Source organism: uncultured Porphyromonas sp., assembly GCF_938046015.1.
In the GTDB taxonomy this organism is placed as follows: domain Bacteria; phylum Bacteroidota; class Bacteroidia; order Bacteroidales; family Porphyromonadaceae; genus Porphyromonas.
Genome location: NZ_CALIXW010000024.1, coordinates 18,895 through 36,717, shown reverse-complemented (window position 1 = coordinate 36,717; position 17,823 = coordinate 18,895). Strand labels below are relative to the sequence as shown.

Genomic DNA, 17,823 nt, shown 5'->3' with positions numbered 1-17,823 from the left:
TGACATCAGCCCAACGGTCGTTGCAGGTGGTATGAAGGTCGCTCTGATCACGACCATCGGTGGTCTCGTCGTAGCCCTCATCCTCCAGATCTTCTACAACTACATCCTCTCCCTCGTAGAAGGCATCCTCAACCGCATGGAAGATGCCTCCATCACGCTGCTTGACCTCGTCGTTAAGTACAACGAGAAGCGCTAATACACTCACCCATACCCAGAATAAGCAATGGCTGTAACTAAGATACGTAAGGTATCCAGCTCTACGCTACTGGCTCTGTCTGTCATCAGCGTCATCATCTTCGCCGTCTTCTTCTTCGGAGGCGCTGAGATCGACGCTAAGGGCAACAAGGACTACGCGTACACGGGTCTCTTACTCTTCTGGACCTACGCACTGTTCCTGGTGACCTTCGCCGCTACGGCGATCTTCGCTGTGATCAACTTTGCGTCCAACAAAAAGGGCCTCGTGTCCTCCCTGGCGGGCTTCGGTGCCTTCGTGGCACTGCTCGTCATCACCTACGCTATCGGTGATGGTACCCCCATCGCTGGCCTTAATGAGGCTTCGCAGACCTACAATACGTCTGGCTGGCTCAAGGTCACCGATATGTGGCTCTACTCTATCTACGTCCTCTTCATCGTCACTCTGGGAGCTGCCCTCTGGGGTAGTGTCTCCAAGGCTCTGAAGCGATAAGGTCTGTAATCAATAACGAATAAAGCAGAAAGCACTATGGCAAAAAGAAAGACTCCCGGTATCAACGGGTCATCGTCCGCCGATATCGCTTTTATGTTGCTTATCTTCTTCTTGGTTACAACCTCAATGGATACTGATAAGGGGCTGAAGCGTCGTCTACCGCCGATCGCCCCTAAGCAAGAGCAGCAGCAGCAAGTGGAGATCAACGACCGCAACATCATGCGCTTGCTGGTCAACCGTTCCGATGAGATCGTGGTCTCTCGTAAGGACAATGCTGGCGTCGACCAGCTGATCCCTGTCAAGCTAGACCAGCTCAAGGACTACGCTGTTGAGTTCATCATGAACCCTGAGGAGAAGCCTTACCTCCCCGAGCTCGAGGTCCGCGAGATCGTCGGCCTAGGGAATCGTAAGGTCATCACCAGCGGCTACGCGATCTCGATCAAGAATGAGGTCGAGACCAGCTATCAGATGTACGTCAACGTGCAGAACGAGCTGATCAAGGCCTACAATGAAGTGTGGGATAAGTTCGCCAAGCAGAACTTCGGTAAGGGCTTTGAGGACCTCACGCCCGAGCAGAAGAAGTCCGTCACGGATGCATATCCTATGCACATCTCCGAGATGCCTCTGTCTAACCTCGTAAAGAAGTAAGAAGGAAATGGGAAAATTCAATAAATCAGGTGGGCGCGAGATGCCCGAGTTGAACACCTCTTCTCTCCCTGACTTGGTCTTCGCCTTCCTCTTCTTCATCATGATGGTGACGACGATCCGTGAGGTGACGCCTAAGGTGAGCTTCAGCAACCTGCCGAACGCTACCGAGCTGACCAAGCTCGAGGAGAAGTCGCTCGTAACCTTCATCTACGTCGGTAAGCCCAACAAGGAGTACCGCGCGATGTACGGGAGCAACTCCGCGATCCAGCTCAACGACCAGGTGACCTCCAATCCTACCGCTGTCTACAGCTACATCAAGCAGGCAGAGAGTAAGATCAAGGATGAGCGCCGCAAGCTGATGCAGGTATCCCTCAAGGCTGACCGCGAGACGAAGATGAACATCATCTCCCAGATCAAGGAAGAACTACGTCGTGCAGACGCGCTCAACCTGAGCTACTCGGCACGTCAGGCGAAGAAATAGTCCGCTAGTCTACGCCCTACAGCATAAGCAGCGCCCCGCAGGAGTCTCGACTCCCGCGGGGCGCTGTCCTTTTCTCGGATTCCCCCGACTATCCTTACCTTTGCAGCAAGACTCTATTTAGCAGCAGCAAGACCCTATAAGGCAATAGACTATGGCAGCATATCGACTAGGACTCGCCCTAAGTGGCGGCAGCATCAAGGGCTTCGCGCACCTCGGTGTCATGAGCTATATGGCAGAGGCGGGCATACAGCCCGAGATCATCGCGGGTACCAGTGCGGGCTCCATCATGGGCGCCTTCTACGCCTCGGGCTACGCCCCTCAGGAGATCTACGAGCTCTTCAGCAAGGTGGGCTTCCTCAAGGCAACGAGCCTGGCGCTCAGGGATGGCGGGCTCTTCCGTACGACCTCCTTCCATCGCCTGCTCAAGCGCAACCTCCCCTACAAGCGCCTCGAGCAGCTCCCGCTGCCTATGCGTATCGTGGCCACTGACCTGGATGCGGGGGTGGAGCACGTCTTCACGGAGGGGAGGCTGGCGGATATCATCCTCGCCTCCTGCACGGTGCCCATCCTCTTCACCCCCGTGGTCATCGACGGGCACACCTATGTCGACGGGGGGCTCTTCCGTAACTTCCCCGTGACGACGATACGCCAGGACTGCGATGAGGTCATCGGGGTGAACCTCGGTCCCGTGCAGCCCCACGAGGGCGAGCATACGATGCTCTCTGTGGCCAACCGCTCCTGGGAGCTCGTCTTCCGTCAGAATGCGATCCCGGACTGTGCAGCCTGTGACTACCTGCTGGAGAGTCCCGAGGTGACGCGCTATGGGATGTTTGAGGTCAGGGCTGCCGAGTCTCTCATGAAGATCGGCTACGAGCTGGCCAAGCAGGAGCTTGCGCCCCTCGTTCCCTCTACGAATAGTAATACAAAGCATGAAGAATAGCACTGCCAAGCCCTTTATCTATGCCGTCCTGCCCCGCCTCTGGGGCAATGACACGACCACACGCATCCCAGACGGTAGTCTGAAGGAGAATGGCGTCGGCCGCCTCTCCCGCTTCACGCCCGAGGCCCTAGCCTATATCCGTAGCCTAGGGGCTAGCCATGTATGGTATATCGGTCTGCTGGAGCATGCCACCCAGACCGACTACAGCGCCCACGGCATACGCCCCGACCACCCCGACACGGTCAAGGGGGTGGCGGGCTCGCCCTATGCCGTCAAGGACTACTACGATGTCGATCCAGATCTGGCGGAGCAGCCCGCTGAGCGTATGGCCGAGCTAGAGGCGCTCGTGGAGCGTACGCACGCTGCGGGGCTCGGCTTCCTCATGGACTTCATCCCCAATCATGTGGCGCGCAGCTACCATTCGGATGTCTGTCCCGAGGGGGTAGAGGATCTAGGGGCGGGCGACGATCCCGCGCTTGCCTTCAGCCTCAGCAATAACTTCTACTACCTTCCTGGCACCACGCTCGAGCTGCCGCGGCAGAGCCCCGAGCTCCCCCGCTATAGCGAACAGCCCGCCCGTGCTACGGGCAACGACTGCTTCAGCCCCTCGCCCAGCATCAACGACTGGTACGAGACTATCAAGCTCAACTACGGGGTCGACTACCTCGGCGCTACGGGACTGCACACCGAGCCCATCCCCTCGACCTGGCTCAAGATGCGCGACATCCTCCGCTACTGGGCGGCTAAGGGCGTGGACGGCTTCCGCTGCGACATGGCCGAGCTCGTGCCCGAGGCCTTCTGGGGCTGGTGCCTGCCGCAGCTCAAGGCCGAGTTCCCCCGCCTACTCTTCATCGCCGAGATCTACCAGCCGCATCGCTATGCCAGCTACCTGGCGGCGGGCTTCGACTACCTCTATGATAAGGTCGGCGTCTACGATAGGCTCATCGCTATAGGGCGTGGGGAGGCCGCGCCCGAGGACTTCACCGCCGTGCGCGATGCCGTGGGTGCGCTGCAGCCCGAGATGTGCTACTTCATGGAGAACCACGATGAGCAGCGCCTGGCCTCGGACTTTGTCTACGGCGACGCCCGTCGGGGCTTCCGCTCCTCGCTGGTGGCTGCGCTGAGCGGCACCAATCCCTGGATGCACTACTTCGCCCAGGAGCTGGGCGAGCGCGGGATGGATGCCGAGGGCTTCAGCGGACGTGATGGCCGTACGACCATCTTCGACTACTGGTCGCTGGACAAGCTCCAGCGGCTGGAGCGCGGCGGCTGGGGCACGCAGTACCTGAGCGAGGAGGAGGCGGAGCTACTCGGCGACTACCGCTGGCTCGGCGGCCTCCTCACCAGCCCACTCGTGCAGTCGGGCGGCTACTATGGCCTGCATCCGAGCGGTGAGGGTAGCCTCGCCTACCTGCGTCATCATGAGGGCGAGCTGCTGCTCTGCCTCGTGAGCTACGCTGCTGAGACGGGGACGGTGCAGCTCCCCCTCCCTGAGGATCTCTTTGCGCAGCTGGGCCTCTGCGAGGGAGCACTCTATCGCGCGGAGGACCTCCGTACGGGAGAGACGCAGCTCCTTAGCCTCAGCTCCTGGGCTGCACTTAGCCTCGCGCTCCCTGCCTGTGGCTACCGCGTCCTCGCGCTCCGTCCCTTAGAGGCCTAGGAAAGCAGAGCGAGGGGTCTCGCGAAGAAGTATCACACCTAGATATAGCATACGATGAACTGCAAGCAACATCCCCACACCCCTGCTGTAGCTCCCTGCCGCGGCTGTGGCGCAGGGCTCTGCACCAGCTGCCTCGCGGCGGATGCTCGCCAGCTCTGCCCCGACTGTCAGCGCCAGCAGCACGAGGCTTGGTGTCGCTATCAGCGGCAGCGCGCGCTGCACTATCTCCGCTGTCTCCTCATCTATGGCGTCCTCTACTGGGTCGGCTACGAGTGGAATATCGGCGGGCGGCCGCACGTCAGTGGCTATATGCTGGCGGCGATCCAGGCGGGCTACCAGTGGGGCATCAAGGGCGAGTACTATAGACTACGCTCCTGGCGTGGCGAGGAGACGATGATCATCGAGCGCCGCGGGGGCTGCTTCGAGCTCCTCTTCAATCTCGTCCTCGGGGTTGTCTTCTCGCCGCTGGTGCTGCTCAATAATGTCGTCCGTGCCGTCTATCACGGCTACCGCTACCTACGCTATCGCTAAGGAATATGAAGAAGAAAGAATATAGCGCAGCCAATAAGGCTTGGCTCACGGCCAAGAGCCGCGAGGCGGACGTGAAAGCCCTACCTAAGGGGATCTATTATAAGGTACTCACCGAGGCGAAGGCGGGGGCGAAGCAGCCCAATGCCCGCAGCATCATCACCGTGCACTATACGGGCTATACGATCGATGGGCAGTGCTTCGACAGCAGCCGCGAGGGTGTGGCGCCTGCCTTCCGCCTCAGCGAACTCATAGAGGGCTGGATCATCGCCCTGCAGCAGATGCACGAGGGCGAGCGCTGGGAGCTCTACCTGCCTGCCGAGCTGGCCTACGGCAAGTACGACCAGCCAGGCATCCCCGGGGGATCGACCCTCATCTTCGATATCGAGCTCCTTAGCGTGATGTAGCGGCGATGGAGGAATTTTACCGAGGCCTAGCCCTCATGCTCCTCTATGCGCTGGTGGGGCTGGTGACCTTCATCGTCTACGGAGTAGATAAGGGGCTGGCGGAGCGCGGCGGACGGCGGACACCCGAGTGGCTGCTGCTGACGCTAGCCGCGCTCGGCGGCAGTACGGGCGCGCTGCTGGGGATGGTCGTCTGGCACCACAAGACGGCGCACGCCAAGTTTCGCTACCTCGTCCCGCTCTTCTGGCTACTGCATAGCTGGCTCTTCTTCGCCTACCTAGTAGACTAGGGGCTGAGGGGAGAGGAGGCGAGCTAAATAGACCGCGGGTGCTGTGCCGCCCGTCGCTCGAGCCCTCCCCGCCTATTAGGGGAGGGTCGCTGAGGGATATCCCTTAGGAGGCTGACGGACGTCCCTCAGCAGCGTGATGGATATCCCTCAGTACCCCTGACTGATATCCCTCGCCGCGCTGCGACGAAGCTGTCCCCTCGCTGCGGCGAAGTTGTCCCCGCGTACCCTCTATAGCGCAGGCCGAGGTGAGGGCAGGCCGCAGCTGTGTGCTGGGCCTCAAGGAGCTGGGCTTAGGAGGCTCCGTGCCCAGCCTTGGCGAGCCCCTTAGCTCGCTTGCGCGTGCCTCGGATGTCTCATCGGCGGCGAGCTGTAGCGGACGCCTCAGCTTGCGAGAGTGCCTGCTGGCTCGGGGATAGGCGGGCTAAAATGTGTATCTTTGTTCTCATCATGGTGCTAGGACGGACGTCACTACGACCAGCACGAAGATCTACAGAGTAAATGCAGCAATATCTCGATCTACTACGTCATATACAGGCCGTGGGCCACGAGAAGGGCGATCGCACGGGGACGGGTACCTTGAGTACCTTCGGCTACCAGATGCGCTTCGACCTCAGTGAGGGCTTCCCCCTGCTGACGACCAAGAAGCTCCACCTCAAGAGCATCATCTACGAGCTGCTGTGGTTCCTCAAGGGCGATACCAACGTCCGCTATCTGCAGGAGCACGGCGTGCGTATATGGAATGAGTGGGCGGACGAGGCTGGCGAGCTGGGGCCTATCTATGGCTACCAGTGGCGCTCCTGGCCCGACTACAAGGGGGGGTATATCGACCAGATACGTGAGATCGTCGAGCAGCTGCAGCGCGACCCCGACAGCCGGCGTATGCTTGTCTCGGCGTGGAATGTGGCGCAGCTCGAGGAGATGGCCTTGGCACCCTGCCACTGCCTCATGCAGTTCTACGTCGCCGAGGGGCGCCTGAGCCTGCAGCTTTATCAGCGGAGCGCCGATGTCTTCCTCGGCGTACCCTTCAATATCGCCTCCTACGCGCTCCTGCTCATGATGATGGCGCAGGTGACGGGGCTCGAGGCGGGCGACTTCGTCCATACCTTCGGCGATGTCCATATCTACCGCAACCACATGGAGCAGGTAGCCGAGCAGCTCGGCCGCAGCCCGCGTGCGCTGCCGCGTATGCGGCTCAATCCCGAGGTGAAGCGCCTCGAGGACTTCTGCTACGAGGACTTCTGTCTCGAGGGTTACGACCCGCATCCGCACATCGCTGCACCCGTAGCTGTCTAAGTATCCCCTATAGAAGATCCCTCACTATGCGTACAACACTGGTAGCAGCGCTTGGCCTCGACCGAGCGATAGGCAAGGACGGAGACCTGCTGTGGCACTTGCCCGAGGACCTCAAGCGCTTCAAGGCGCTGACCACGGGGCATACCATCATCATGGGTCGTCGTACCTACGCCTCGCTCCCTAAAGGCGCGCTGCCGAATAGGCGCAATGTCGTCATCAGCCGCAGCCTCCGTAGCCTCCCCGACGCCGAGGTCTACCCTTCGCTCGAGGCCGCCTACGAGCAGCTGGAGCGTGAGGGCGTCGCCGAGGCCTTCGTCATCGGAGGGGGTGAGCTCTACGCCGCTGCCCTACCGCACTGCCAGGCCTTGCACCTGACGATCGTGGAGGCTCGTTTCCCCGAGGCCGACACCTTCTTCCCCGAGTGGCAGAGCGAGGACTGGGTCGAGCTGAGCCGTGCCTCCTATCCCCAAGACGAACGTAATCCATATCCTACCTACGTGCTCCAGCTAGAGCGTAGGGCCGCCCAGTAGCGCCCCTCCCCCTGGAGCTATCAGACAACAAGGCCTCGTGAGCTAGGCCGCTGAGTACAATGCAGAAACCAACACTTCCCAAGGGCATGCGCGACTTCGGTCCCGTAGAGATGGCCCGCCGCAACTACATCTTCGACACCATACGCTCGGTCTACGCCCTCTACGGCTATAGGCAGATCGAGACCCCGACGATGGAGCAGCTCTCCACGCTGATGGGCAAGTATGGGGAGGAAGGCGACCGCCTGCTCTTCAAGGTGCTCAACTCGGGCGACGCGCTGCGTGACCTGAGCGATGCCGAGCTGCTGGAGCGTAATGCCCTGCGCTTCGCCAATAAGGTCTGTGAGAAGGGACTTCGCTATGACCTCACCGTACCCTTTGCCCGCTATGTCGTCATGCACCGCGCGGAGCTGACGCTGCCCTTCCGCCGCTATCAGATCCAGCCCGTATGGCGTGCTGACCGCCCGCAGAAGGGCCGCTACCGCGAGTTCTACCAGTGTGATGCCGACGTCATCGGCTCCACCTCGCTGCTGAGCGAGGTCGAGCTGCTACAGATCATCGACGAGGTCTTCCGTCGCCTGGGGCTGCGCGTACGTATCCTGCTCAACAATCGCAAGGTGCTCGCGGGCATCGCTGAGGTCGCTGGGGTGGGGGACCGCCTCGTGGATGTGACGGTCGCCATCGACAAGCTGGACAAGATCGGGGAGGATAAGGTATTCGACGAGCTGCGTGCTAAGGGCCTCGCGGAGGACGCGCTGGAGCGCCTGCGCCCCTTCCTCAAGCTCAGCGGCAGCAATCGCGAGAAGCTCACCGCTCTGCGTACGCTCCTCGCCTCGAGCGCCGAGGGACTGCAGGGCATCGAGGAGCTGAGCTTCATCCTCGACCACGTCGAGCCGCTGGAGCTCGGGGCTGAACTGGTACTCGATCTAAGCCTGGCACGCGGGCTCTCCTATTATACGGGGGCTATTCTGGAGGTCAAGGCACTGGATGCCGCCATGGGTAGCATCTCGGGCGGAGGTCGCTACGACAACCTCACGGGGATCTTCGGTATGGATGGACTGAGTGGGGTCGGGATCTCCTTCGGCGCGGATCGCATCTACGACGTGCTAGCAGAGCTGGACCTCTTCCCAGAGGCTGCGAGTCAGGGCACACAGCTCCTCTTTGCGAATTTCGGTGCCGCGGAGGTCAGCTACCTCCTACCCATCATCGCTCGTCTGCGCCGCGCTGGGGTCGCTACCGAGCTCTATCCCGAGGCGGCGAAGATGAAGAAGCAGCTGGGCTACGCCGATAGCCTAGCCATCCCCTATGTCGTGCTGGTCGGTGAGGAGGAGCGTGCCGCAGGTCGCTTCACCGTCAAGGATATGCGCGCTGGCACACAGCTCCAGCTCTCAGAAGGAGAGCTCTTCGACCGCTTCGCTACTAAGTAGGCAAGGAATGGATACAGAGAGACAAGCACCGCTCACTGAGGACACTCAGGGCTATCCGCTGCTCGATACCATCGACAGCCCGGAGGCGCTTCGACGTCTCAGCCCCGAGCAGCTCCCTCAGCTCTGCGCCGAGATACGTCGCTATCTCCTAGAAGCGCTCTCGGTCAACCCCGGGCACCTCGGGGCGAACCTCGGGGTCGTAGAGATCACCGTAGCCCTACACTACGTCTACGACACGCCTGAGGATAGGATCGTCTGGGACGTGGGGCATCAGGCCTATGTGCACAAGCTGCTGACGGGACGCCGTGAGGACTTCCACACGCTGCGTACCTGGGGCGGGCTGGCTGGCTTCCCTATCCCCTCCGAGAGCCCCTATGATACCTTCGCCGCGGGGCATGCCTCCAACTCCATCTCCGCCGCGCTGGGGATGGCTGTCGGCGCTGAGCTGCAGCATGACGAGCGCCGTGTCGTCGCCCTCATCGGTGATGGTGCGATGAGCGGAGGCATGGCCTTCGAAGGCCTCAACAACGCCTCCTCCTTCCCCAACAACCTCTTGATCATCCTCAACGATAATAATATGTCTATCGACAAGAACGTCGGTGGGCTCAATCGTCATATGGTCAAGCTGCTCACCAGTCCCGCCTACAACAACGTCCGCTACCAGTCCTACCGCGTGCTGCGTAAGCTGCACCTGGTGGAGGAGCACCAGCGGCAGGGGCTGCTGCGCTTCAATAACCGCCTCAAGGCGCTCCTCTCGGGGCAGTCCAACTTCTTCGATAGCTTCAACATCCGCTACCTTGGGCCCGTCGATGGGCACGATGTGGTGGAGCTGGTGCAGATCCTGAGGGACATCAAGGATATGAAGGGCCCCCGTCTGCTGCATCTGGCGACGACCAAGGGCAAGGGCTATACGCCTGCCGAGGAGGAGCCTACGATATGGCACGCCCCGGGGAAGTTCGACCCTGCGACGGGCGAGCGCCTGAAGTCTAGTTCTACGAGACCCGAGCCGCCCAAGTTCCAAGACGTCTTCGGCCACACGCTCGTCGAGCTGGCCGAGCGGGATGAGCGCATCGTGGGCGTGACGCCTGCCATGCCTACGGGCTGCTCCATGACCTATATGATGGAGCGCTTCCCCGACCGTTCCTTCGATGTCGGCATCGCCGAGGAGCATGCCGTGACCTTCTCCTCGGGGCTAGCGCACGAGGGCTTCATCCCCGTGTGCAATATCTACTCCACCTTCATGCAGCGCGCCTACGACCAGCTGATCCACGATGTGGCGCTGACGGAGACGCATGTCGTCTTCTGCCTCGACCGCGCTGGGCTGGTGGGTGAGGATGGGGCCACGCACCAGGGCGCCTTTGACCTGGCCTATCTGCGTACCATCCCAGGCATGACGGTCTGCTCGCCCTACGATGAGGTGCAGCTGCGTCAGCTGATGTACTCGGCCTGCTTCGACTGGCAGGGGCCCATCGCCATACGCTACCCGCGCGGTGCTGGCTCGGTCGTCGACTGGAGGCAGCCCCTTAGCTCCTATCCCTACGCTCAGGCACGTAGCCTCCGTGAGGGCGGGCGTCAGCTCTGCTTCCTCACGATCGGCCCCATAGGCGTGTCGGTGACGGAGGTCGTCGACAGACTGCGCGGCGAGGGCTACGAAGTCGGGCAGATCGACCTCGTCTTTGCTAAGCCCCTCGATACGGCGCGCCTTGACGAGGTCTTTGCCGAGAGCGCTGCGCTCATCACGGTCGAGGAAGGCTGCCTCGCGGGAGGTGTCGGCTCGGCCGTCCTCCAGCTGGCTATGGAGTCGGGCTACCGCGGGCGGATCAAGACGCTCGGCCTGCCCGATGAGTTCATCGCCCACGGCAGTCCTGCACAGCAGCGCGCCTACTGTGGGCTCGATGCTGAGTCTATCTATCGGGCGGCACGCGAGCTGCTCCCCGACGACCGAGCTAAGGCAGAGTAACCATGAGGATTGTCATAGCAGGCGCTGGTGAGGTAGGGACGCATCTGGCGAAGATGCTCTCCAACGAGGAGCAGAACATCTACCTTATGGACGCCGACGCCAAGAAGCTGGAGCGCGCGGCTCACCACCTCGAGGTGCTCCCCGTCGAGGGCAGCCCCACACTACTGGAGGATCTCGAGCGCGCACACGTCGAGGGGGCGGATCTCTTCGTCGCGGTGACGCCCGACGAGTCGGCCAATATCATGGCCTCCATGCTCGCCAAGCGCGTCGGGGCCAAGCGCACCATCGCACGTATCAATAACTACTCTTATCTCGAGAGCGAATATAGCACGCTGATGGAGGAGCTCGGCGTCGACTGGCTCATCTATCCCGAGGAGCTGGCTGCTGAGGAGATCGCTGCCATCACCCGCTATCCCTGGGCACGGCAGTACGTGATGCTCTTCAACGGCGCGCTGGCACTCATCGGTGTCAAGGTACGTGCTGGGGCGCCCATCGTGGGGAAGCCGCTGCATAGCCTCCGCGAGCTGGAGCCAGGGGCGGAGAAGCACTACCACATCGTAGCCATACAGCGCGACTTCGAGACCATCATCCCTCGGGGCGATACGGAGATACAGCACAACGACCTCGTCTTCTTCACCTGCAGCATCGACCACGTAGACTACGTGCGTCAGCTGGCGGGCAAGCACGCTCCCACCGTCAGGCGTATGGTCATCATGGGCGCTAGCCCTGTGGCGCTGCGCACTATAGCCAAGGTCTCGCCCGACATAGAGATCGCCCTAATCGAGATCGACAAGGAGAAGTGCCTCAAGCTCTCCGAGCAGCTCCCCCCCAACGTAGAGATCTATCACGGTGATGGCCGTGACCCCGAGATCATCAAGGAGGTCAACCTCGAGGACGCGCAGGTCTTCGTCTCCCTGACGGAGAACTCCGAGACCAACGTCCTGGCCTGCCTCGCTGCTAAGCGCTACAAGGTCTACAAGACCGTAGCCAAGGAGGAGAACATCGACTACATCCCGCTGGCCTACCGCCTGGATATCGGGACGCTCATCAATAAGAAGCTCCTGGCGGCAGGCTATATCTATCGCATCCTGCTGGGACAGGAGACCGGGCAGGTCACCTGCCTCTCGCTCGTGAACAATGCTGAGGTCGTCGAGCTCGTCGCACGCCGCGACTCCAAGATCGTCGGCCGACGGATCTCGGAGCTCAAGCTCCCGCCCAATATCACCTTCGGCGGTATGGTGCGCAACGGCCAGCCCTGTATGGTCGAGGGCGATACCATCCTCGAGCCCTATGACCACGTCGTCATCTTCTACCACGACATCTCCATCAACGAGCTGCAGCGGCTCTTCTAGGAGCTACACCTCTATCCCGTGCGCGCTACTATCAACTTCCGCTTCATCAGTCGCATCCTTGGGATGATGTGCTTCGTCGAGGGGGCTATCCTCCTCTCGGTGATCCTCATGGCGCTCTACTACCACGAGTCGCTGATGCCTTGGCTGGTGACGCTGGCCGCCTTTGTCCTCTGTGGCAGTGGGCTCAGCTACCTCGGGCGTGAGCTGAAGCACAAGATGGCCTCGCGCCGTGAGGGCATGCTCACCGTCTCCTCCGTCTGGCTGCTGCTCTCGGTGCTGGGCATGATGCCCTACGCGCTCTCGCATGCGACGAGGCATGGGGTGGTGGATGCCTTCTTCGAGTCGATCTCAGGCTTCACGACCACGGGGGCGACTATTTTCTATCAGGTAGAGCACTTGGATAAGAGCCTCCTCTTCTGGCGCAGCCTCACGCAGTGGCAGGGGGGGATGGGGATCGTCGTCTTCACCATCGCGCTGATCCCCGTCTTCGGTGGCGGTGCGAGCCAGATCTACAATGCCGAGACCACGGGCATTACCCACGACCGCTTCCTGCCGCGCATCAGCGACGTAGCGCGCTGGCTGTGGGGCGTGTACCTGCTGGAGACTTCGCTGCTCTTCCTTCTGCTGTGGGTGGGGCCGATGAACTGCTTCGACGCCCTCTGCCACGCCATGACCTGTATCTCTACGGGGGGCTATTCGACGCGCGATGCTGGAGTGGCGGCCTACCACTCGCCCTATACGGAGTACGTGCTGTCGTCCTTCATGTTCGTCGGCAGCCTCAATATCACGCTCGTCTACTTCGCCCTCAAGGGGCAGCCGCGGCGCTTGCTGCGGGATGAGGAGTTCCGTTCCTACGCCTTCTTTATCGCGCTGATCACGCTCGTCTTGACGCTGTGGCTGGCGCTGCACTCCGAGTACGGCACACTGGAGGAGACCTTCCGCTCGGCACTCTTCATGACGACCTCGCTGGGCTCCTCGACGGGCTTCGTCACGCAGGACGTGACGGCCTGGGGTGGCTTTGCCTGGATGCTGGCCCTGCTCCTGATGTTCGTCAACGGCTGTGCGGGCTCCACCTCGGGCGGGCTCAAGATGTCGCGCTTCATCGTCTTGCTCAAGAATCTGTACAACGAGTTCAAGAAGCAGATCCACCCGCACCTGCTGACGCCCGTGCTGATGAATGGCCGGCAGCTCAGCGTCAGCGTCGTGCATCAGATCCTCGCCTTCTGCGTGCTCTATGTGCTCCTGCTGCTCTTCGGCGCACTGGTGCTGCTGGCCGATGGCAATGGCTTCATCTCGAGCCTCAGCTTGGCCTGCTCGGCGATCAGCAATTCGGGCCCTGGGATAGGCGAATTTGCCTTATCGCTGGGCTCGGCTACGGCGCTGACGAAGTTCACCCTCTGCTTCCTGATGCTCGCGGGACGCCTCGAGGTCTTCACCGTGATCGGCATCTTGACGCCTTACTTCTGGAAACACTAGCCTGCTCCCTGCCGCTTCCACCCTTCCTCTACCCTATGCTCCAGCGCAGCTGAGGGATATCCCTCGGCCTCCTGACTGAGATCCCTCAGCGTCGTGAGGGATAGCTCGCACGCGCCTGACTGATATCCCTGCCGCCTCGCTCCCTCACGGGGGCGGGGCGGCAACCTTTATAGGGAGCCTTGCACCGCCTTCGTCACGCCCCTGCCTCGATGGGGCTATCGCTCAGCTTATCCTTGTCTATTTTATCGTACCTTTACCCTGTCCTAGGGAGCTTAGGCTAAGCTCGGTAAGCGCCAACAAGCGCTGCCAGCCCTTACCCCACCTCCCTATGCGCCACGCACATCACTACTCATTTCTTTGGGCGAAGCAGGTCTTCGCGGCCCTCGCTCCAGTTATCACTTTAATCGATCAAGCTCATGAATTATCGTAACCTATGTCTCGGCGCTCTAGCGCTCGGCCTCGGTGTCCTCTCTTCCTGTAAGAAGGACGAGCCTCAGACTCCTTCCTCTTGGATTCAGGGGACGGTGTGGGAGAAGTATGAATTCTGGCCGCAGAAGGATAGTAATGGAGTGAAAGGCGAAGGCTCCCATCAGCGCCTTACCTTCTACTCTGCCGACAGTGCGGACTATGTGAAGCATGAGTACGAGGTGCTGAAGGGAGATGTCAAGAAGACACAGAGTAAGACGACGCTCAGACTACACTACAGCCTGCGTGAGGGTAATGAGGTAGCCTTCAAGCTCGATAACCCCAAGGATCCCAAGGATATCTATTACTTCAGGGGAGTACTGGAGGAAGAGAAGAAGCTCCTGAAGCTCGTCATCCCAGGCTCCGATAACCAGACGGTCTACCTCCAGCGCGTCTACTAGTCGAGGAGCGTCCCTTGCAGGATCACAAAGTTTGTGCTATCTTTGCAGCGCAAAAGGGCAATGAGCCCTCAGCGCGCTAGGCGGAAGTAGCTCAGTTGGTAGAGCATAACCTTGCCAAGGTTAGGGTCGCGGGTTCGAGTCCCGTCTTCCGCTCCACAGAAAAGCAAGCGCCCCACGATCAGATGATCGTGGGGCGCTTGCTTTATATACCTAAGGCTTCGGCTAAGGCCTAGCGAGAGGGCCGACTGCGCGGAGCTGGGAGCAGGGCGCGTACCTCCTCAGCCTGCTGCCGCTTCCCCGTTGCTTCGAGCCACTTGGCTGTACTGCGTAGATAGCCTTCGGCAGGGGTGAAGGGGTAGTGTAGGCGTCGGGAGAGCGCTTCGTAATGCTCCGTGATGGTGCTGGGGCGTAGCTCGATCTCCCTGCGATCGATGAAGAGCTCGGCGAAGAGACGGCGCATGAGGTCTATGTTGCCCCGCACCTGTACGCTCCCGTGATTCTCCTCGGGGTAGTGTGCGATGTAGATCTCGAGCTGTCTGAAGGCTCCCTCGGCAATCATCCGCTGCAGGGCAGAGATCGTCTGCTGGTGTCGCTGGCGCCCATTGTCACGCTCCTTCTGCCCTGAGTAGGATAGGTAGAGGATGCGCCCGCCGAAGTCGTGCTGGCGCTGTGCCTCTAGGAGGCGTAGGCCCGCATTATCCCCCCACCAGAGGCTCGGGTCGTGGGCGATGTAGGCCCTGAAGAGGTCGGGGCGCTCGCAGAGCGCGGTGATCACCGCTAGCCCCCCGAGGGAGTGCCCGACGAGGATGCGATAGTCGCTGCAGCGGTACTTACTCTGGAGCTGCGGGGTGAGTTCGTCTGCGACAAAGTCCCAGAAGGCTTTGCGCCCAGTGACGAAGTCCCGCTCCCGCTCGCGGCTCTCGATACCGACGACGATGAGCTCTGGGACGCTGGGGATGCCCTGGGCGAGCTTCTCCATCAGCGTCGTGAAGTAGCGGAAGTCTGCCCCTGCATCGAGGAGGTAGACGACAGGGTAGGCCTGGGGCTGGAGGCTCGGGTCGTGGTAAGAGGGAGGGAGGTAGATGTCTATGCTGCGTGTCTCGCCTAAGCGCTGTGAGGCGATGCTAAGGCGTTCGCCGAGCACGATGGGACTTTGCGCCACAGCGATAGTCGAGAGGAGCCAGAGGGCTAGGAGTACGGTCAGCTGCCTTATGATCCAGTGCATAGTAGTCTAGGGGTGACGGAGCTCGCCGAGGAGGAGGGCGGTGGCGATGGCTACATTGAGCGACTCGGTATGCGTGCTCGCCGTTGGGTAGGGCGGGATTGTCAGCCTGAGGTCGATGTAGGGAGCGAGGTCGGGGTGGATGCCTTGGCCTTCGTTGCCCATGATGAGGAGCGCGGGCTCGGAGGGGCTAGGGAGCGGCGCGGTATAGAGGTTCGTCCCGTCGAGGTAGGTGCCTAGGCGGCGCCCGGGGAAGTCGCGGACGAAGCTCACGCTATCCTCCACCTTATGAATACGCACGCGAGCCAGTGCGCCCATCGTAGCCTGTACGACCTTGGGGGCAAAGGGATCGGTGGTGCCAGAGGTGAGGTAGATATGCTCGATGCCGAACCAGTCCGCCGTCCTGAGGATCGTCCCCAGGTTGCCCGGATCCTGCACGCGGTCGAGGAGGAGGCAGAGGCCGTCGGGCTCCTCAGGGGCGCTGGGCTGGGGGAGGCGAAGGACGGCCAGCTGTGGCTGCGGCTGCTTGAGCCCGCTGATGCGTGTCCAGTCGAAGCTCTCGGGGACGAGCTCGAGCCGCTGCGGGGCTGTGCCTTGAGGCAGGCCTTTGAGGAGCGGCTCGAGCTCGGGGTAGCGGCGCTCGGGCAGGACGAGGAGCTCGCAGGCGAAGTGCCCCAGGAGCTCCTCGGTGAGCTTGAGCCCCTCGGCGACGAAGCAACCTTCGGCGGCACGAGCCTTACTCTCCTGCAGCGCCTTGATCCGCTTCTGATCGGCCTTACTCAGCATCGAAGCGTACTTCCTTGAAGGCGTAGGCGCGCTCCCAGCCATCCTCACGCTGGAGGACGAGGCGGCCTTCGGGGCTGACGTCCTTGATCTGCGCGCGGAACTGTCCCTGCACGTCTGTGAAGAGGTGGAAGCCCTCGCGGCGGTAGAGCTGACGCATGAAGGTGCGGTGCACGTCAGCGTAGTGGCCGAGGAGGAAGTCGGGTAGCAGCGGCGCGATCTGATCATGCAGGCGGATGAGGATCTCCATCGGCAGGAGGCTGTGCCCCGTGATCATGCGGAGTGAGATGGCGAAGGGGAGCTCGGGTGGGAAGCTCTCGTCATTGACGTTCATCCCGATGCCGACGACCGAGTAGTCCACGCGCTGACCCGTCAGGCTGTGTTCGATGAGGATGCCGGCGAGCTTGCGGTCGCCCCAGTAGATGTCGTTGGGCCACTTGATGGACAGCTGCTCGCGCTGCTCCTCAGTCATGAAGGAGGCGAAGGTGCGGCTGACGGCTACGGCGATGAGCTCGGAGACGGCGAACTGATCACGTCCCTGCAGCATGTCCGAGCGCAGGAGCAGTGAGCAGGTGACGCTGTCGCCCTGACGGGAGACCCAGCTATTACCGCGCATCCCTCGGCCTGCCGTCTGCTGACGGCCGACGACGGTGTGCAGCTGAGGGAGCCTACGCCCCGAGGCGATCTGCTCCATGAGGTAGGTGTTGGTGCTATCGACCTGGTCGATGAACTCTAGGAGTGAGGTGTCCATAGTGATGCTGGTGCTTAGAAGTGGGGTAGGTGGGATGCCAGATAGGCTAGAGGAGGGGGCTGTCGAGCTCCTCGTCCCAAGGGAGCGGAGGCAGCTGAGCGCGCTGGCTGCGGGTCAGGCCCGCCACGACGCGCCGATAGGAGTGGCGAAGAAGATGTAGGATGACTGCCGAGGGGAGGCCTCGGTCGAGGTAGACGCTATTCCAGTGCTGGCGGTTGAGGTGGCTGCGCGCTGGGGTGATGGCCTCGTAGTGGGCACGGAGCTGCAGGGCATACTCGGGCTCGCACTTGAGGTAGGCATCGAGGTCATCGCCTCTGAGGGAGACGAAGGCGAAGCACTTCCCCGCTACCTTGAGCGTCAGGACATCGTCCCCGAAGGGCATCTCCTCCACTGCTCCAGGTAGTGCTAGGCAGGCCTCACGGAAGCGCTCTATATCCATCTGTAAGCTATTTATCCTTATTTTTGCCTAAGTAAGCTGAGGCCTTGCAGCACCTTAGGTGGTGCCTGTGGGTGCGCTCAGTGACATGACT

Annotated in this window: 20 protein-coding genes and 1 tRNA gene; 17 read left to right on the top strand and 4 right to left on the bottom strand. The window is 61.4% G+C overall.

Going from position 1 to position 17,823, the window contains the following annotated elements:
• The 17 genes from Q0248_RS02780 to Q0248_RS02700 form a co-directional block, all read left to right on the top strand.
• A partial coding sequence (locus Q0248_RS02780) for a MotA/TolQ/ExbB proton channel family protein (RefSeq protein ID WP_299319469.1) occupies positions 1 to 196 on the top strand: 196 nt, incomplete at its 5' end.
• A gap of 27 nt (positions 197 to 223) precedes the next feature.
• Complete coding sequence (locus tag Q0248_RS02775; protein WP_299319466.1) at positions 224 to 685, top strand: hypothetical protein; 462 nt, start codon at positions 224 to 226, stop codon at positions 683 to 685.
• Positions 686 to 721: 36 nt separating this feature from the next.
• Positions 722 to 1,333, top strand: a complete 612-nt coding sequence (locus tag Q0248_RS02770) for a biopolymer transporter ExbD (protein ID WP_299319464.1) — start codon at positions 722 to 724, stop codon at positions 1,331 to 1,333.
• A 7-nt stretch (positions 1,334 to 1,340) separates the two neighbouring features.
• Entirely contained in the window at positions 1,341 to 1,814 is a 474-nt protein-coding gene (locus Q0248_RS02765; protein WP_211788169.1) for a biopolymer transporter ExbD, read from the top strand.
• 151 nt (positions 1,815 to 1,965) lie between these two features.
• Positions 1,966 to 2,754 (top strand): patatin-like phospholipase family protein, encoded by a 789-nt coding sequence (locus tag Q0248_RS02760; RefSeq protein ID WP_299319460.1) that lies wholly within the window; start codon positions 1,966 to 1,968, stop codon positions 2,752 to 2,754.
• Positions 2,744 to 4,414 (top strand): alpha-amylase family glycosyl hydrolase, encoded by a 1,671-nt coding sequence (locus Q0248_RS02755; RefSeq protein WP_299319458.1) that lies wholly within the window; start codon positions 2,744 to 2,746, stop codon positions 4,412 to 4,414. Before Q0248_RS02760 ends, Q0248_RS02755 begins: the two co-directional genes overlap by 11 nt.
• A 54-nt stretch (positions 4,415 to 4,468) precedes the next feature.
• Positions 4,469 to 4,945, top strand: a complete 477-nt coding sequence (locus Q0248_RS02750; RefSeq protein ID WP_299319457.1) for a hypothetical protein — start codon at positions 4,469 to 4,471, stop codon at positions 4,943 to 4,945.
• Positions 4,946 to 4,950: 5 nt separating this feature from the next.
• The gene (locus Q0248_RS02745) at positions 4,951 to 5,349 is read left to right on the top strand and encodes an FKBP-type peptidyl-prolyl cis-trans isomerase (protein ID WP_211788165.1); all 399 of its coding nucleotides are present in this window, start codon (positions 4,951 to 4,953) and stop codon (positions 5,347 to 5,349) included.
• A gap of 5 nt (positions 5,350 to 5,354) precedes the next feature.
• Positions 5,355 to 5,636, top strand: coding sequence for a DUF1294 domain-containing protein (locus Q0248_RS02740; RefSeq protein WP_299319454.1), 282 nt, complete (start codon positions 5,355 to 5,357; stop codon positions 5,634 to 5,636).
• Between the two features lie 498 nt (positions 5,637 to 6,134).
• Entirely contained in the window at positions 6,135 to 6,929 is a 795-nt protein-coding gene (locus Q0248_RS02735) for a thymidylate synthase (protein WP_299319451.1), read from the top strand.
• 26 nt (positions 6,930 to 6,955) lie between these two features.
• The gene (locus tag Q0248_RS02730; RefSeq protein ID WP_299319449.1) at positions 6,956 to 7,459 is read left to right on the top strand and encodes a dihydrofolate reductase; all 504 of its coding nucleotides are present in this window, start codon (positions 6,956 to 6,958) and stop codon (positions 7,457 to 7,459) included.
• 59 nt (positions 7,460 to 7,518) lie between these two features.
• A complete protein-coding gene (gene hisS, locus Q0248_RS02725; protein WP_299319447.1) occupies positions 7,519 to 8,883 on the top strand; it encodes a histidine--tRNA ligase in 1,365 nt (454 codons plus the stop codon).
• Positions 8,884 to 8,890: 7 nt separating this feature from the next.
• Complete coding sequence (dxs, locus tag Q0248_RS02720) at positions 8,891 to 10,843, top strand: 1-deoxy-D-xylulose-5-phosphate synthase (protein WP_299319444.1); 1,953 nt, start codon at positions 8,891 to 8,893, stop codon at positions 10,841 to 10,843.
• Positions 10,844 to 10,845: 2 nt separating this feature from the next.
• Positions 10,846 to 12,195, top strand: a complete 1,350-nt coding sequence (gene trkA / locus Q0248_RS02715; RefSeq protein ID WP_299319441.1) for a Trk system potassium transporter TrkA — start codon at positions 10,846 to 10,848, stop codon at positions 12,193 to 12,195.
• Positions 12,196 to 12,213: 18 nt separating this feature from the next.
• A complete protein-coding gene (locus tag Q0248_RS02710; protein WP_299319439.1) occupies positions 12,214 to 13,671 on the top strand; it encodes a TrkH family potassium uptake protein in 1,458 nt (485 codons plus the stop codon).
• A gap of 416 nt (positions 13,672 to 14,087) precedes the next feature.
• Entirely contained in the window at positions 14,088 to 14,537 is a 450-nt protein-coding gene (locus Q0248_RS02705) for a hypothetical protein (protein WP_299319436.1), read from the top strand.
• A gap of 80 nt (positions 14,538 to 14,617) precedes the next feature.
• Positions 14,618 to 14,693 (top strand) — tRNA-Gly (locus Q0248_RS02700).
• A gap of 73 nt (positions 14,694 to 14,766) precedes the next feature.
• On the opposite strand, the gene Q0248_RS02695 is transcribed toward Q0248_RS02700, so the two are convergent.
• Genes Q0248_RS02695 through Q0248_RS02680 form a run of 4 tightly spaced genes read right to left on the bottom strand, consistent with a single transcriptional unit; the run spans position 14,767 to position 17,732 of the window.
• On the bottom strand, positions 14,767 to 15,762 hold the full coding sequence (locus tag Q0248_RS02695; protein WP_299319434.1) for an alpha/beta hydrolase-fold protein: 996 nt from the start codon (positions 15,760 to 15,762) through the stop codon (positions 14,767 to 14,769).
• 6 nt (positions 15,763 to 15,768) lie between these two features.
• Positions 15,769 to 16,545 (bottom strand): RNA methyltransferase, encoded by a 777-nt coding sequence (locus Q0248_RS02690; RefSeq protein WP_299319431.1) that lies wholly within the window; start codon positions 16,543 to 16,545, stop codon positions 15,769 to 15,771.
• Entirely contained in the window at positions 16,535 to 17,293 is a 759-nt protein-coding gene (locus Q0248_RS02685) for a biotin--[acetyl-CoA-carboxylase] ligase (protein WP_299319429.1), read from the bottom strand. The genes Q0248_RS02690 and Q0248_RS02685 overlap by 11 nt, the downstream gene beginning before the upstream one ends.
• Before the next feature lie 46 nt (positions 17,294 to 17,339).
• Entirely contained in the window at positions 17,340 to 17,732 is a 393-nt protein-coding gene (locus Q0248_RS02680) for an MmcQ/YjbR family DNA-binding protein (protein ID WP_299319427.1), read from the bottom strand.
• Between the last annotated feature and the right edge of the window lie 91 nt (positions 17,733 to 17,823).